14 protein-coding genes are annotated in these 12,856 nt (G+C 53.9%); 1 reads left to right on the top strand and 13 read right to left on the bottom strand.

What is annotated here, in order from left to right:
* Nucleotides 1-54 precede the first annotated feature (54 nt).
* From Yoon_RS17415 to Yoon_RS17375, 9 genes are all read right to left on the bottom strand, one after another.
* Complete coding sequence (locus Yoon_RS17415) at nucleotides 55-843, bottom strand: creatininase family protein (RefSeq protein ID WP_238114023.1); 789 nt, start codon at nucleotides 841-843, stop codon at nucleotides 55-57.
* Nucleotides 843-1,766: an isopenicillin N synthase family oxygenase gene (locus Yoon_RS17410; RefSeq protein WP_238114021.1), complete on the bottom strand. Its 924-nt coding sequence runs from the start codon at nucleotides 1,764-1,766 to the stop codon at nucleotides 843-845. The genes Yoon_RS17415 and Yoon_RS17410 overlap by 1 nt, the downstream gene beginning before the upstream one ends.
* 16 nt (nucleotides 1,767-1,782) lie before the next feature.
* Nucleotides 1,783-2,382 carry an NAD(P)H-dependent oxidoreductase gene (locus Yoon_RS17405; protein ID WP_238114019.1) on the bottom strand — a complete coding sequence of 200 codons (600 nt, stop codon included), beginning with the start codon at nucleotides 2,380-2,382 and terminating at the stop codon, nucleotides 1,783-1,785.
* A 3-nt stretch (nucleotides 2,383-2,385) separates the two neighbouring features.
* Complete coding sequence (locus tag Yoon_RS17400; protein WP_238114018.1) at nucleotides 2,386-2,985, bottom strand: NAD(P)H-dependent oxidoreductase; 600 nt, start codon at nucleotides 2,983-2,985, stop codon at nucleotides 2,386-2,388.
* Nucleotides 2,982-4,388, bottom strand: coding sequence for an FAD-binding oxidoreductase (locus Yoon_RS17395; RefSeq protein WP_238114016.1), 1,407 nt, complete (start codon nucleotides 4,386-4,388; stop codon nucleotides 2,982-2,984). Before Yoon_RS17395 ends, Yoon_RS17400 begins: the two co-directional genes overlap by 4 nt.
* Nucleotides 4,385-5,665: a cytosine deaminase gene (locus Yoon_RS17390; protein WP_238114014.1), complete on the bottom strand. Its 1,281-nt coding sequence runs from the start codon at nucleotides 5,663-5,665 to the stop codon at nucleotides 4,385-4,387. The genes Yoon_RS17395 and Yoon_RS17390 overlap by 4 nt, the downstream gene beginning before the upstream one ends.
* Entirely contained in the window at nucleotides 5,665-6,525 is an 861-nt protein-coding gene (locus tag Yoon_RS17385) for an ABC transporter permease (protein ID WP_238114012.1), read from the bottom strand. Before Yoon_RS17385 ends, Yoon_RS17390 begins: the two co-directional genes overlap by 1 nt.
* The gene (locus tag Yoon_RS17380) at nucleotides 6,522-7,328 is read right to left on the bottom strand and encodes an ABC transporter ATP-binding protein (RefSeq protein ID WP_238114010.1); all 807 of its coding nucleotides are present in this window, start codon (nucleotides 7,326-7,328) and stop codon (nucleotides 6,522-6,524) included. The genes Yoon_RS17385 and Yoon_RS17380 overlap by 4 nt, the downstream gene beginning before the upstream one ends.
* A gap of 66 nt (nucleotides 7,329-7,394) precedes the next feature.
* Nucleotides 7,395-8,390, bottom strand: coding sequence for an ABC transporter substrate-binding protein (locus Yoon_RS17375; RefSeq protein ID WP_238114008.1), 996 nt, complete (start codon nucleotides 8,388-8,390; stop codon nucleotides 7,395-7,397).
* Between the two features lie 250 nt (nucleotides 8,391-8,640).
* Here Yoon_RS17375 and Yoon_RS17370 point away from each other — a divergent pair, with 250 nt between their 5' ends.
* On the top strand, nucleotides 8,641-9,036 hold the full coding sequence (locus tag Yoon_RS17370; protein ID WP_238114006.1) for a RidA family protein: 396 nt from the start codon (nucleotides 8,641-8,643) through the stop codon (nucleotides 9,034-9,036).
* 61 nt (nucleotides 9,037-9,097) lie between these two features.
* Here Yoon_RS17370 and Yoon_RS17365 read toward each other — a convergent pair whose 3' ends face one another.
* From Yoon_RS17365 to Yoon_RS17350, 4 genes are read right to left on the bottom strand one after another with little or no spacing between them, the layout of a single operon-like run.
* Nucleotides 9,098-9,850, bottom strand: a complete 753-nt coding sequence (locus Yoon_RS17365; protein ID WP_238114004.1) for an ABC transporter ATP-binding protein — start codon at nucleotides 9,848-9,850, stop codon at nucleotides 9,098-9,100.
* A complete protein-coding gene (locus tag Yoon_RS17360; RefSeq protein WP_238114002.1) occupies nucleotides 9,847-10,788 on the bottom strand; it encodes an iron chelate uptake ABC transporter family permease subunit in 942 nt (313 codons plus the stop codon). The genes Yoon_RS17365 and Yoon_RS17360 overlap by 4 nt, the downstream gene beginning before the upstream one ends.
* Entirely contained in the window at nucleotides 10,781-11,740 is a 960-nt protein-coding gene (locus tag Yoon_RS17355; RefSeq protein ID WP_370642216.1) for an ABC transporter permease, read from the bottom strand. The genes Yoon_RS17360 and Yoon_RS17355 overlap by 8 nt, the downstream gene beginning before the upstream one ends.
* Nucleotides 11,741-12,631: a siderophore ABC transporter substrate-binding protein gene (locus tag Yoon_RS17350; protein WP_238114000.1), complete on the bottom strand. Its 891-nt coding sequence runs from the start codon at nucleotides 12,629-12,631 to the stop codon at nucleotides 11,741-11,743. It lies immediately after the preceding gene.
* Between the last annotated feature and the right edge of the window lie 225 nt (nucleotides 12,632-12,856).

The raw sequence follows: 12,856 nt of genomic DNA, 5'->3' as shown, positions 1-12,856 counted from the left end.
GGAACCACTGACTTGTTCTTTGTACAATAAGATCATGTTACTCGCAGGAATGGCCTAATCTGGGATCGTTGGTGTGTAGCCATCAGTGGGTAAGTCACGCAATTTAGCGAGCATCTCGATGAAACCTGCCACCTGAAGCTTACAGGTCGTTTCGCCTTTCTGTGCCGTTGCAAGATGCGCTTCACCGACGGTGCCGGCCGCGTTTAAATCTTTGGAAACCCATGCAAGGTTCACGGGACCGATCGGAGAAATCGGCGCAGTTTCTGCTGTCGAACGGAAATCGTTGGCCTGTTCCATGTCGACCAGATGCGGTTTGAAATGCAGCATGAGCGAGGTTTCGTAATCGCCGCCGTGAATGCCAAATTTGTTTTCTTGTTCGGAGAACATTCCCTCTGGCTTGCCGAAATTTCCCCATTGGCATTTGACGACCATCATCCCTGCCAGCACCCGTAACTCGCGTCCCAAAATGGAAATGAGATCAAGGTTGCCGCCGTGAGAATTCACGATCACCATTTTCTTTATACCTGCACGCGCAACAGATAGCCCGATTTCGGTCCATGCGTCCAAAGCGGTTTTGGCGGTATAGGTCAACGTGCCTTCGGCGTGGATATGTTCGTTAGATTTACCAACCGTTTGCACCGGAAGGATCAAAATAGTGATGTCATCAGGCAGCGATGCGCGTAAGCGTGCCAGCATCCCTTCGTTGATAAAGGTGTCGACGCCGACAGGCAGGTGCGGTCCGTGCTGTTCAATCGCGGCGGTCGGCAGAATTGCTATCGTTTTCTCAGGGTCAAAGTCGGCGAATTCTGTTGTTTTGAATTCGAACCAGTCGAGGCGTCTCATTATTTTGGCTCCGGTGTGTAGGTGGCATCAAGGCGGGAACGTAGATAGTCAGCGGCGCTTACCGGGGCGTATTTTGCGGCCCCAGTGCCCGGAAGGGCGGTGATCACGCTTTCTGGGTTCGGGTCGAGGAAAAACGCAATTGAGCGGCGCGCTGATTTCGGCGGCAGCACGCGGTGCGGCGTGGATACGTACAGATCATTGGACCAGCGCATCAGGCTATCCCCGATATTAACGATATAGGCATCCTGAATGTGGGGCACGTCCGTCCAATCGCCGCCACGTGGTTTGACTTGTAAACCCGCAACGCCATCCGTCATCAACAACGTGATCGACCCGTAATCACTATGCGCACCCGCGCCGATGCCTTCACCATCAGGCGCTGCCGGGTAGGATAGCACGCGCAGGGTCGCCATTGGTTCGGTGAAATGCGGGTCGAAATAGTGTGGTGGCAGGCCAAGGTCGATTGCAATCGCACTGTGTAGCGCACGCCCGAGGTCTAGAGCGTCGGCGTAGTAGTCAAGCATCACATCCTTAAAGCCTGCAATATCCGGCCAGACGTTTACGCCGCGAAACGGCTCACCTGCGATCACGCGGGGGTCGTCAGCAGGCAAATCGAGCCCGACATTAAAGGCCTCTTTGCGATCTTTGAGACCTGAAGCTTCGTCCAAGGCTTCGCTACCCTGCTGCGCCCAGCCGCGATTGTGCGGGTTTTTGGAAATCGCGACTTCGGCCTTTGTCGCGGCCGGAAGAGCAAAGAACCGATCTGCCACCGCGTAGACATCCGCAATCAGATCTTGCGAAATCCCGTGCCCTGTTATCACAAAAAAACCAGTCTCGCGGCACGCCTTGCCAAGGTCGGCAACGAAACCCGTTGGATCATCACCGCTTGCGAAACGGTTCCAGTCGAGTACGGGAATATCCATGGTGTGTCCTTTTGATCTAGGAATTGATGAGTTGATCGAGGCGCGTTTTGACCACGTTAAGGTGGGCCGCACGGCTTTTTTCGGTCGAACTATCCATCAGGAAATGCGCCGCGAACTTCGTTTTGGCGCGTTTGGCCAGCAAAAGGCGCACCCCGCGCATGAGGGTTCGCTTGCCCGGCGCACCGACAAAGAACGTGAGCCAACGCGACGCACCGCAAGTTGTGAAGACGCCAAGCTTTTTGATGTGCGTCAGTCCGGGTTTAATATCGCCGCCGTCAGTTTCAGGCATGATGAATGACACGCCGGGCACCATGACGCGGTCCAACCAGCCTTTGAGCATAGCCGGCATGCCATACCACCATGTCGGGTAAACAAAGATCAAGGCATCGCACCATTCCAGATCCGTGCAGTCCCGATCAACGCGCGCGCGGTTTTCCGGCACTGTTTCGTAAATTTCGTGGTCATGGGCAGAAAGCGTCGGGTCAAACCCTTCGCCATAAAGATCTCGCAAACGATATGCGACGCCCTTTGCCTGCAACCGTTCAATCACTAAATCCCGGATCGCAGCGTTATAGGATCCTTCCCTTGGGTGGCAGTAAATAACAAGCGCTTTCATGCCTCAGAACGCCTCCATCTCGCGGCGTACTCGTTCTAAGTGCGCCTTGAGTTTCGTTTCCGTGTTGCGGTTCATATCGTATAGGCCGATGTATTTTTTCTTAGGCATTCCGCAGGCGTACCAAACCGCGCGGGTAACAGTTTTGCGGGGTGGATCAGCGTTTTGGATTGCGCGCCACCGGGTGCCGCCATAGGTCGTGCACGCATAAAGCTTCTTAATGTTGGTCAGGCCGGGTCGCACTTTACCATCAACCAGTTTGAAAGAAATGCCGGGCAGAAACACCCGATCTAAAAACCCTTTGAGAATTGCAGGATACCCAAAATTCCAAACGGGAAAGACCATGACAATCGCGTCAGCCGCTTTGATGCGGTCGACATAGGGCTTCACTGGCGCGATGTTTTCGGGCTCTTCGTGGTATCCCCGCCGCTCAACTTCGGTCAGGACGGGTTGAAAACCCTCTTTGTTGAGGTCACAATCATCCACCTCCCAGCCCGATTTAGTGAGCGTTTGCACAACAACATCATGCACCGCAGCATTGAAACTTTCGGGGCAAGGATGGGCGAACAGAACCATGACGCGCCCTTTGGAAGATGCGCTGCTCATGCGTCAGTCTCGGGTTTGGGGAGAATGTTCTTGTAGGAATACATATCCGCGTAGTCAAAATCGGGCGCGTCCCATGCGATCATTTTTCCGGGGTTGAGCAGGCCCTTTGGGTCGGATTCGCGCTTAAAATCAAGTTGACGTTTGTCAGTGGATTGCCGCCCGCCTTCTTCAAGCGTGTAGCGATGTGGATTGAATATCATGCAATCCATCGCCTCATGCTCTGCGACCAATGCATCAAGCGCGGCTTTGTCCATAGGTTCGACAATTGGCAGCCCTGCAAACGAAATACCCGCGCCTTCGCGCATGACCTCAAGGTGCATGTGCAGCTTGCCTTTGAAGGTCTCATAGGCCGCGATGACCTTTTCGATGTCATTGCCGTAGCGCACCTGCAAATAGGTGAGACCCTTGTTGAATTTCATGGCCCGAAGCGTCGTGTGGTTCCAGCCGAACTCATACATCGGGCCGGGGTTGCGGTCCCATGTGTCATCATCTGAGCGGTAGATCACATTGGCACCTTCAAAGCGTTCGAGCAAAGTCAGCATCCCATCCATATTGTGGGGCGCGACCATCAAGCCGACAAGATGATCATCTTCAGTGACGTGGGGTTTCACGCGTTGGAAAAAGGCGTGTGCGATTGGCGCTGCATAGACCGACGCGAGCTTAACCAAGAGCCCAGGTTCGGCAGTTACTGCCCCGGCGTACTCTGTCGCGGCGCGAAAGCTGTCGAAACGAACGAACATTTCCGTCCAATCGTAGGCCGGGGCGAGAGGCAGCTCCAATTCAGTGATGATACCGTTGGTGCCATAGGCGTGGGACACACGGTGGAGCTCTTCGCCGGTGAACTCCAAAACGCGTGGCTCGGCCTCCATCGTGACAACGCGTAGGCGTTTGATGTTGCCAATGTCGCGCAACGCCCCCCAAGTCGCAGAGCCAACACCGCCAGACCCGCCAGCGATAAACCCACCGATAGTGGCCTGCGAATAGGTTGAAGGGAACATCCGCAGTTCTTGGCCGCTTGTTGCTTTTAGTTCATCGTCGAGTTCTTTGATAACCGCACCCGGTTCGACAACGACGAACCCCGTACCAATTTCCTTGATCTTATTCATTCTGGCGACGTGAATGACGCAGCCCCCGGCAAGCGGCATCGCTTGGCCATAGTTGCCAGTTCCACCGCCACGCATGGTGACAGGCACGTCGTGGGCGTAACAAACACGCAAGATTTCGACGATCTCGGCTTCGGATTTTGCGTTGATAACAAAATCCGCTTCAAGGTGGTCCAGCGCGTCCTTCAATACAGGGGAATACCAAAAGAAATCGCGCGATTTGTTGCGGATGGTGGCGGGGTTTTGCTCCATGTCGAGATGCGACAGTGCGGCTTTTGCGGCTTGGATATTGGGGGTCATTGTTTGCTCACAATCGGGTCGAGTTCAGAGTAAGAAGGAAGCGTGCGATCTATCGGATCACCGTCACGCAAGACGATGCGATCTGATTGCGGCCGGGCGAAAAACTCGGTCCAAGTCCGCGCGTTGCACAAGATCAAATCAGCGGGAGAGCCAGCGATCAGACTAGGTGCGTCAATTCCACAAGCCTTTGCGGGATTGGTGACAAAAGAAGAAGGCCAATCGGTTTGGCCGTGATCAAGGTGCGCAATCCGCGTTGCTTCGCGCATGACTTCGATCATATCGAGGTCACCGTAAGCGTAGAACGGATCACGGGTGTTGTCCGACGCAAAGGAAACGCTGACGCCAGCCGCCTTCAGCTCGTGCGCCATTGTGACACCGCGCCAACGCGGTGTACGGCCCGCCTCGCGGTCTTGCAGGTACATATTGCACATTGGAAGTGAGACGACATGCAGCCCCGCCTTAGCAACCAGCGAAATGATCTCTGCGGCGACATCATCCGGCATAACGGAGATTGAACAGCAATGGCCCACAGTGACCTTGTTCTTGAACCCAAGCGCAAGCACCGTTTGCGCGATTGTGCGCAGGGTGTCCGACGTTGGGTCATTGGTTTCGTCCACGTGAAAATCCACGTCGAGGTCATATTTTTGCGCGAAGTAGAAAAAGTCGTTGAGCCGCTCTTGCAGGTCGGGCACGGGATAGGTCACCGCACCAAGGATATTGCCCGTGTCTGCGACGAGTTTGGCAACCTCAGGGAATAAGTCTTTGTCGCGAAACACGCGGTCAATCGCAACAAGACAGGATGCTTGTATCGCGACCTTGCCTACCCATTTCTTTTGCAATTTTGCGACGACACCAAATGACGATGCGGCAAGTTCGTCGGCGCTGTCGATATGGGTGCGAATTGCCTTGGTGCCGTGGGCATAGGCGCAACGCAGCGCGAAATCCATCCGCGCCTCGACGTCAGCGGCGGTCCAATTCGCATGGTCTTCGCGCACGGTTGTCAGTGCGCCCATGAACGATCCGTCAGGGTTCGATGCCCGCGGCCAAATGTGCCCCTTGTCCAGATGCGTGTGCATATCGACAAAGCATGGCAAGGCCATTGCGCCGTTCATTTCGATTACAGTTTCGGCCGGTTGCCCAGCGTCCGTTGATGTAATCATACCATCTTTGATGGTTAGGTCTGTTGTAATCAGGTCTCCGCCTTGACCCATAAGACAGGCTGGGACGGTTATGTTTCGAAGTGTCTTCGCGCCGCTGGGCAAAACGCAAAATTCCATTAATTCTCCCGTTTGATGGCGCTTTCGTGCCATTTGTGTAAAAGTGCGTGGCTTAGTAACGAAGCCAGCGTAAAAATCACGACACCCGTCGCCGCGATCAAAAGTAGCGCCGCGAACATACGTGGGATGTTCAACCTGTAACCCGCTTCGAGGATCCGAAACGCGAGCCCAGATCCAATACCGCCTGTTCCGGCGACATACTCTGACACAACTGCGCCAATCAACGCCAAGCCCCCCGCAATCCGCAATCCACCAAGGAAGTACGGCAGTGCAGTCGGCAGTTGCAGGTACCGAAGCCGCTGCCAGCGGGTCGCGCCATAAATTTTATAAAGGTCACGCAGATTATGATCGGTCGAATTGAGCCCAAGTGTCGTATTAGACAAGATCGGGAAAAACGCCACGATCCACGCACATAGCAACAGTCCGGCCAAGCGATTGTCGACATAGATAAAGATCAGCGGTGCAATCGACACGACGGGCGTGACCTGCAAGATGACCGCGAACGGGTAAAACGCCATTTCAAAGTACCGCGACTGGGTAAACAAAACAGCCAGCCCAACACCGCCCAGAACAGCAACCGCAAGGGCCATCAACGTGATCTTGAGCGTCACCCAAAGCGCGTCCGACAGCATCCCCCAATCTTCGATCAAGGTTTCAATAACAAGCCCCGGCCCCGGAAGAATATAATGGGGAATCTCATTCCAAACGACGAGCCTATCCCAAAGAAAAATGGCAAGAAGCAGCATCAATACAGGAAGGGTCCATTTCGCTATTTTGTCCCGGCGTTGTGCACGGGCGTATTGCAATTCTTCTAAGTCGACCACGGGTGGCTGGATGTTTTGCATTTCTGGGGCGCTCATGCGGATGCCCTTTCACCATGTTGGTTCATCGCGCCATGCAGCGCATCGGACGCCTTACGGCACAGTTCGGCATATTGCGCAGAGGTGCGGAATTCTTCGGTGCGCGGGTAGGGGGCATCAACGGTAACCTCTGAGGAGACCCGACCGGGGCGCGCGGCCATAACGACAATGCGGTCGGATAGAAATACCGATTCAAACACCGAATGGGTCACGAAAATAACGGTGCATTTTAGTTTATCGCGCAGCATCAGAAGGTCGTTATTCAGCTTGTGACGCGTGATTTCATCGAGTGCGGCAAACGGTTCATCCATTAGGATCAAACGTGGTTGCGTTACCAGCGCGCGGGCAATCGAAACCCGCATCTTCATGCCGCCCGACAATTCGCGCGGATAGGATTTTTGGAAATTCTCCAAACCCACCATCTTAAGTGCCCACATAATATCACCGCGCACATCATCCAGTGACTTTCCACGCAAACGGTGCGGCAGCCAGACGTTTTGCTCAACCGTTGCCCAGGGCATCAAAGTGGGTTCCTGAAAGACCACACCAAGGTCCCCTTCATTTAGGCCCCCGTTCCAAACAATTTGCCCCGACGTCTGCCGCATCAGCCCCGCGATAAGGCGTAGCGCCGTCGATTTTCCGCAACCCGATGGGCCAAGCAACGAAATGAAATCGCCTTGGTTAACTGTCAGATTTAGATTTTTGAGGGCTTCGACGTTGCCATTAAAGACCTTGTCGACGTTAGCCATTTGCAACAGCTCGTCGCGCTGCCCCAAAGGTGGGATGGATGAGGTATTGGACATTTCAGACTTTCTTGAGCAATGACAAGGGCGAATAAATGCCGCCCCTGTCTTCAGTTCACGAGCGCATTACCGAAGGTCCATGCCAACCCGTGCATTGACAAATTGCGTGGTGTACGCCGCTGAATAATCGATATCGCCTTCGATGACGCCAGCTGCGACCATTTTTGTGTAGAAGCCGTCGATCTGCTCGTCTGTCATCGCGCCGATCCCAAGTTCAAGTGCGTCACCACTGTCGACGATGCCTTCTGACAGCATCTTTGCAATGGCGAAGTCGATCTTGTCCTGCGTCATGTCAGGATTGGCTTCCATGATCATCGCATCGGCGGCAGCGTGATCATTATAAAGGTAGTTGTACCAGCCCGTGATTGAGCCTTCGACAAAACATGCAACCTGTTCAGGGTTTTCAGCGATGGTGTCGGCCATTGTTTCAACGGTCGTTGCGTAGGTGGTGTAGCCGGCATCTGCGATCAAAAAGATGTCGGGCTCAAAGCCGGCTTCTTTTGCGATCACATAAGGTTCGGACGACAGGTAGCCCTGCATCGCCATGCCTTCGTCCGCAACGAATGGGGCGGGGTTAAAGGTATAGGGCTCGCGTTGCTCTACGGTGAAACCGTATTCTGCGATCATCCATTGGTAATAAGACGCAAATCCATTGTCACCGATCAGCAACGTCAGATCCTTAAGATCTGCAAAGGTCTCTGCCTGACCTGGGTGAGAGATGATAACCTGTGGGTGCTTTTGGAAAGTTGCCATGACAGCAACAACAGGGATGCCTTCTTTGGCAGCGTTGAACGCCTGCAACAGATCGCCACCCATGTGGTAATCAATGCGGCCAGCCAACATAAGCGCGCGGTTGTTCACCTGCGGTCCGCCAGACACGATCGTGACGTCCAATCCGCATTCCGCATATGTGCCGTCGGCTACGGATTGGTAAAACCCGCCGTGCTCGGCTTGGGCCAGCCAATTGGTTCCGAATGAAACGGGCGTAAGGTCTTGCGCGATAGCGCTGCTTGCGGTCACGGCAGCAAGCGTGGCGAATGTTAAAGATTGCTTGGGGGTCATAAAAGTCTCCATGGGTGAATTCCGAAAACGATCCTAGCTGGCTGTATTTGTGCTGAGCACGGAGCGACAGGCAGTTCTTATGACTCAGTGAATGGTTTAGATTAAACATTGAGCACTGATAGCGTGGCTGCTGACAAATTGAGCGGAGATGACCGCGTTCGACCATCTTTAAAGCGCACCCTATGCGTGCGTGCACAATACGTGGCATCAGGTAACGACTCACATTTAACGCACGAGGAATCCAAAAATCATGACCATAGCCGTCAATCCGACCACGATCGCGCCGCCATTTGGCAATTATAACCACGGCGTCATAAGCCCTACATTCGGTCGTTTGGTTGTCACGTCTGGTCAACTTGGGCTCGCCCCTGACGGAAGTTGCGCTGCTGATGTACGTACACAGGCTGAACAGTGCTTTGCCAACATAGACGCGATCCTGAATGGCGCTGGCTGTGGTCGCGCTGATATCATTCGCCTCAGCGCCTTTGTAACGGACCGTGCCTTTTTCGCTGATTATATGGCCGTGCGTGACGTATGGCTGGCCGGGGTAGCGATCCGTCCTGCGTCGACTTTGTTGATCGTGAGCGGCTTCACCCGCGAAGAGTTCAAAGTCGAAATCGAGGCAACGGCTGTCTGTCAAAGCTGAATTGCCAAATCCATGTCGCCCCCTCCATCGCAGGCAAGAGCCATGGATCTGGTATGGTCGTTTACATCAACACCAGATTTGTACCTTCGACCTTCACCACAGGTGCATCGGTTTCAAAGACATCTTGCAATAGCGATGAATCGACAATCTCAGCGGGACGGCCTTGTTTTATGACGCTGCCGTCTCGCATGGCAATGATGTGATCCGCGTAGCGGCTGGCCACATTGATATCATGCAAGACAATGACGATTGTCTTGCGGTGATCCGCACACATGCTTTGCAAGGTTTTCATTAAGGATCTGCCGGCTGCGATATCAAGATTGTTCAGGGGCTCGTCTAGCAGGACATAATCTGTGTCTTGGGCAAAAATCATCGCGATATGCGCGCGCTGCTTTTGGCCGCCTGAGAGTGTATCTAAAGTACGGCCCGCGAATAAGTTTAGCCCGAACATATCCAAGGCCTGTGCAACTTTGGCATCGTCTTGTGCCGTAGGCCGACCGCGATTGTAGGGGTACCGCCCAAAGCCGACCAGCTCTTTTACAGTTAGGCGTGGGGTATGATCTGCCATTTGTGGGAGGATCGATAGATGCTGGGCCAGAACCTGATCAGAACAGGCCCCAATTTCCAGCGCATCCACAAGGATACGGCCCGTTTGCAGTGGTTCTAGACGTGCGATGAGCGACAAAAGGGTCGACTTGCCGGCCCCGTTGGGTCCAATAAGTGCGGTAATGCCACCTTGCGCGATCTGAGTTGTCACATCATTGAGAATACGCTTGCCGCCAATTGCGTGGGACACGCCTTGAATGGAAATCATCGCCCGGATCCTTTCAGTAATAGTGCCAGAAAAACTGCGCCGCCGAGTAGATCAATCACAACAACAAGCGGTGTTGACAGGGCCATGACATGTTCCATGACCGCTTGCCCGCCGACCAATGTGATGGCTGCGATCAGACCCGCACTTGGGATGAGGATCGCATGTTTTTCGCTTGGTGTGACAAGCCGAGCGAGACTGAGAACCAGCAACCCAAGAAATGCGAGCGGCCCGACCAATGCGGTGGAAACTGATACGAGTATTGCAATGAGGATCAAGCCCTCTAATTCCAAGCGGCGCGGCGGTTCGCCCAGCGACGTCGCGGTGTCACGACCAAGTGCCAATACATCGAGGCGATGACGGATTGCCCAACATCGCAGCAATGTTATTCCTGAAATACAGGCTGACAATGCTAGAAGATCGGTCTCGATTTGGGTGAACCGCGCAAAGGACGCTGCTTGAACCACGGCGAATTCGTTTGGGTCAATCATCCGTTCAAGAAAGCTGGTTAATGACCGAAACAGTGCGCCAAAAATAATTCCGGTCAGGACCATACGCAACAGGTCCCCTCGTACAGACCGCATGAGCGTTCCAAACAGCAATAGTGAGGCTATGATCAACGCCGAGGCCGTGACCAAGAAGACGATCTGTGGGCGCGCGCCAGCCACCGTCATCCCACCTAGCCAAAACACGGCACCGCTGAGCAACAGCAGATAAAGGGCGTCAAACCCCATAATAGATGGGGTCAAAATGCGGTTTTGCGTGATTGTTTGGAACAGAAGACTTGCCGTTGACACTGTGCAGCCGACGAGGATCAATGCACCAAGTTTGACGCCACGGAAGGGGAGAACAAAACTCCACGGTGCCCGCACGCCCCACAGCATGTAGAACGCGCAGCTTAGCAACAGCAAAGCGAATAGACCCCACAAACGTCTATTCATGGCGGGGCTTTTGGGACAGAAGCCAGAGAAATAGAAGTGTCCCGATAACGCCAAAGACGGTCCCCACTGGGATTTCAAACGGATGACGTAAAACGCGACCGACAATATCGGACGCCAATGTCAGTAAAGCCCCTAAAAGCGCAATCAAGGGGAGGGTGTTGCGCAGGTGATCCCCCACGAGCCGCGAAACAATATTAGGTACAACTAATCCCACAAATGGAATCATGCCGACGGTTGTAACCGTCAATGCGGCCACAATGGAAATCGCAACCAATCCAATCAGCATCACTTGCGTGTAGTTGAGACCAAGGTTGATTGAGGCCGTGCGGCCCAAGCCAACAATCGCGAATTGATCGGCGGCAAAATAAGTCACCAAGGCAACAGCTGCGGCGATCCACAGCAATTCATACCTGCCCTGAATGACCCCCGAAAATTCTCCGTTCATCCAAACGCTAATGTATTGAATCAGGTCCGCTTGATAGGCGACAAAGGTGACGCCAGCACCGATGATCCCGCCATAGACAAGCCCCACCAACGGTACGAGCAATGGTTGGGTTGGCGGCAAACGTTGGACGATGGCTAAAAACCCAAGGCTTGCGCCGAGCGCGGTGAGAGAAGCCAGTACCATTTTGACGATCAGCGGTGCTGCCGGAAAGAAAATTGTGACGATCAGAATACCCAATCCCGCCCCGGGCCCTGTTCCGGTTGTCATGGGGTCAACAAAGCGGTTGCGGACCAACATCTGCATGATCGCCCCGGCGATCGCGAGCGATGATCCACAAATCAGTGCTGCAGCTGTGCGAGGAAAGCGGCTTATCACTAACAGCTCGAATGCCGCGGGATCGTGCCAAAGGTCAGCCAAAGACAGCTCAATCACACCGATAAACAGAGAAAGGAAGGACAAAAGGGCGAGGCCAAACAGGCCCGCCCAAATGTAGATTTTCAGGGTCAATTAGGTGCCAGAAAACACGTCAGCGAACTGACGCAATGTGCTGATCATTGATTGAATGCCGCCACCGGCGATGTAGATATTCGCACTATTGAGGTAGATGACGTTGCCAGACTGCCATGCAGATGTTTCTTGCACCAATGCGTTGTCGAGCGTGGCGGCAGCGGCTTCGCTCTCTTGCCCGACGGCAGCAGCTCTGTCGATGACGATCAAGATTTCAGGGTTGGCATCACGAATGAACTCAAAGCTGATCGCCTCGCCATGGGTGGTGGTTTCAACGTCGACAACTGCTTCGGGCAGTTCCATCGCGGTGTGCAACCAGCCAAACCGGCCCGCCGCGCCATAAGCGGAAACTGTTGGCCCATTTGTCATAACGATCAAAGCACTGCCTTGGTCTGCAACAGCGTCTTGGGCGGCGGTCAATGCGGCATCAAAATCAGCACGCAATGCGGCGGCTTCAGCTTGTTTGTTAAAAATTTCGCCGTAAGCTGCAAGGCGGGCAAGACCCTGCCCAACCGTATCTTCCCAGATCGTCATATCGACAGTTTGTGTAATTCTGGCCAAATCAGGGGCCACAGAAGAAGACCGCCCGCCAGCGATCAAAAGGTCGTAGCCGCCTGCCGCGATTGCTTCGAAGTCGGGCTCGAATAGTGAACCGACGCTCTCGGCGCCTTCAGCCGTGTCCGCGACATAGTCCACAAACAACGGTGCGACGACGCCATCAACACGGATGCCTAGAGCATCCAAAGTATCTAGTGCGGCAATGTCAAATACAGCGATACGTTCGGGATCGGTCGCAACTTTCACAGGTCCGGTGTAGGTTTCGACAGTGACGGTGTCAGCTAATGCTGGCGATACAGCCAACATGAATGCGAAAAGCGAATAGCGCAGCATAAGATGTTCCTTTGGGGCTAAAGCGTGGCTCACCGGGCGGCTGGCTGCGAAAATCACAGTCTGATTAGTTCAAGGCTATGGAAGAGTCTAGATAAGTTGATTGTTTTTGTCAGAAATGAACTGGCATCCTTGATATTGACCTGCGCGCCTAAAACTCCTCCAAATTTGTGTAGAGTCCGCTCAACAAATGGACGGACAAATGAAGGCACGATTTACGGATGAACA

It is taken from the genome of Yoonia sp. I 8.24, assembly GCF_022096995.1.
Taxonomy (GTDB): Bacteria; Pseudomonadota; Alphaproteobacteria; order Rhodobacterales; family Rhodobacteraceae; genus Yoonia.
Note: the sequence above shows the minus strand (reverse complement) of the source record. Positions and strands in the feature narration are given on the sequence as shown.